Source organism: Vibrio sp. 10N.222.46.A1, from assembly GCF_041473595.1.
Taxonomy (GTDB): domain Bacteria; phylum Pseudomonadota; class Gammaproteobacteria; order Enterobacterales; family Vibrionaceae; genus Vibrio; species Vibrio tasmaniensis_A.
Genome location: NZ_JBFRSN010000295.1, coordinates 1 through 2,479 on the forward strand (window position 1 = coordinate 1; position 2,479 = coordinate 2,479).

The window sequence follows — 2,479 nt, forward strand, 5'->3', positions numbered from 1 at the left end:
GAGCTATCTGATCTACGTTGACAGATCCAACACTTATACCGTCAGAGTATGCATTTACTTCACCGATTGTGTTTTCACCCCAAGTGACAGGAAATGGGAATAACCAACTTTGAGCGAACGCGGCTGGTATAGTCATTATTAGAGTGAGGTATAAAATGAGACTCTTCATGAAAGCATCATTAGTCTATTGTTTTAACAGAAACTTTCTCTGGCTGTCCCAGTTCACTTGGTAAGGTGTATTTGACGGTCGTTCCTGGCATCAAGTAAGCGCTTGTTTTTTTGCTTAGGACTTCCCAATCGACCGTTTTGTTTGTTTTATCGCCAGAGAAATTAAACTCCATACCATTCATGTTCAGTACTCGCTTACCATCGTTTCGGATAGTAACTTGGCGGTTTTGAAGTGTAGTGGTTGGAATTGATTTACTGGATGTGGGAGATACAAAAACCAAAGTTGCAAACTCTAGTAACATGGAAATAGAACTGTCGTCATTTTCCTCAATCTGATTTTCTAGCTCAATTTGCGTAAAGACAATACGGTAGGTGTCGGTTTGTTTTATTGGCCCTGTTGGCATGTAACGTACGCGGAAAGTCTGAGACTTTTGGCCGTCAATTTTTGCTTGAGGTGGTAGGATGAGAAATTCATCTTCTGACGGGGTTAAGATTTCTTCACCAGTAGAAAAATCAGTTTGATAGACGTTTACTTCTAGGAGAATCGGCTCTTCTTCAACATTAGTCACTTTATACAAACCTTGAGAATTCCGGCCCACATCATCAAGTTCTAAATAGATGGGGCTTACCTCGTATGCGAAAAGAATAGAACTAAACAACAAAGAAGATAGAAGAGTGGTAATCCTAACCATAGATATTTCTCCATAAAATAACTTGGCTCGATAACCGAGCCAAGTTTTGTTTGTCTATAAGACAATGTCCATAAAGTGTTGTTCGGTGATTAGCTTGCTGGACCTGCTGCTGCAAGACTCACTTTGATTTTACCTTTATATTTACCTGCTCGTGCAAATCCTGAATCTTCAGGTTTCACATAAATGGGATGCTTGTTGATTTTGTTCACCAAGTGTTCGCCCAATGATGGAATTGGTGGTGCCGTTACTTCTATGGCATGGTCGTTTTCAGTGTTCGCCACCATGTCTGAACCAATTCTTACTTTATAGTTAATTTTTTCACCCATATTGTGCTTGGTTACACCGTTTAATTGGTAAGCTGTAACTGAAAATTCCAAATCAGCACCGTAATTACACCAAGCACGTAAGTTACCTACTAAAACTTTCTTGTTGTTGAAGCCATTGCTCCACGAATCAGTATGAACTTTGTTCGCTTTACGTAGAACGTTATTCTTCACGTCTTTTTTACCGATTCGCAATAGACAGCGTTTTGGAACTCGACCTTCGATTCGAATCGTCTTTTGGTCCGTTTTGCTCAGTGTTGTAAAGTCCACAGCATTATTAAACTGAACCGCAGAAGCGCCAAAAGAAAGTGAAGCGGCTGCTACAGCGGTAGCAAGAAGTAACTTTTTCATCGTTCAATCCCTCGTTAGTTAAGATGCATACCCGTGCATCACTTTTAAAGGTTACGAGGGAACAAAGTGCCAAACCTCATCACATAGAGTGAAAAATATCGCTTACATAGGGTGAGTTTAGAATGAGTTTTGTTATATTCCAATTTTCTTGTGATCTTACTATTTTCTTGTGACCTTGCTATATATCGAATCTAATTAAAGCTTTTTACCTGAGCAAGAAGTTCATACCTGGATCGTAAGTTTAATTTACGAAGTAAGTTTGATGAGTGAGTCTTCACTGTGTTGATACTGACGTGTTGCTGAGATGCTATCTGAGAGTTCGACAGCCCTTTTAGTATCAATGAGCAAGTATCCCTTTCTTTTTTTGTTAACTCTTTATAATTAACTATATTTTCACAGGCTGATTCATAGTTGGTTTCATTGCTTTGATAAGAAGAAACCAGTTTATTTAACACTGACCTTGGAAACCATATCTCTTCTTGATAAACAGATAAAATTGCTTTCGATATAAACTCAAAGTGCTGATCTACTTGCCCCGAAAAACCTTTTTCTAGCCATACTGTAGATGTATTGTCATTCACATTGACAGCTAACCAAAATTCATTTCTTTCATGTAGGATAAATCCGTATCTTTTGGGGCATGGCATTGTTTGAATATCAAATAAAACAACCGTTTCAGGTTCGAGTTTCGGTACTTGCATAAAGCATTGGGAGTGAGAGATTTGCGCACTAGGAATAGATACCGCAAGTAGGTCTTTTATCACCCTATAGTATGAATTATTGCGGGTAAGAACATGAATGTCTAACGCGAGTTCAGAATCAACTTCCATGATTGACCTCTCTATTTACTCATACAAAAAATCTTTAATAATCGGTAGGTTAATGAGGAGTTATCCCACAGAGTCTAGTTAAATAATATTAGTATTGATTAAGTATTATTCCTGT

At 38.2% G+C, this 2,479-nt stretch carries 3 protein-coding genes; all 3 read right to left on the reverse strand.

What is annotated here, in order from left to right:
• Window positions 1-179 precede the first annotated feature (179 nt).
• The 3 genes from AB4496_RS09815 to AB4496_RS09825 all read right to left on the reverse strand — a co-directional run bounded on the left by AB4496_RS09815 (window position 180) and on the right by AB4496_RS09825 (window position 2,364).
• Window positions 180-860, reverse strand: a complete 681-nt coding sequence (locus tag AB4496_RS09815) for a molecular chaperone (RefSeq protein WP_102257754.1) — start codon at window positions 858-860, stop codon at window positions 180-182.
• Window positions 861-949: 89 nt separating this feature from the next.
• Window positions 950-1,534 carry a hypothetical protein gene (locus AB4496_RS09820; RefSeq protein ID WP_086048837.1) on the reverse strand — a complete coding sequence of 195 codons (585 nt, stop codon included), beginning with the start codon at window positions 1,532-1,534 and terminating at the stop codon, window positions 950-952.
• Window positions 1,535-1,725: 191 nt separating this feature from the next.
• On the reverse strand, window positions 1,726-2,364 hold the full coding sequence (locus AB4496_RS09825; RefSeq protein ID WP_102257755.1) for a helix-turn-helix transcriptional regulator: 639 nt from the start codon (window positions 2,362-2,364) through the stop codon (window positions 1,726-1,728).
• Between the last annotated feature and the right edge of the window lie 115 nt (window positions 2,365-2,479).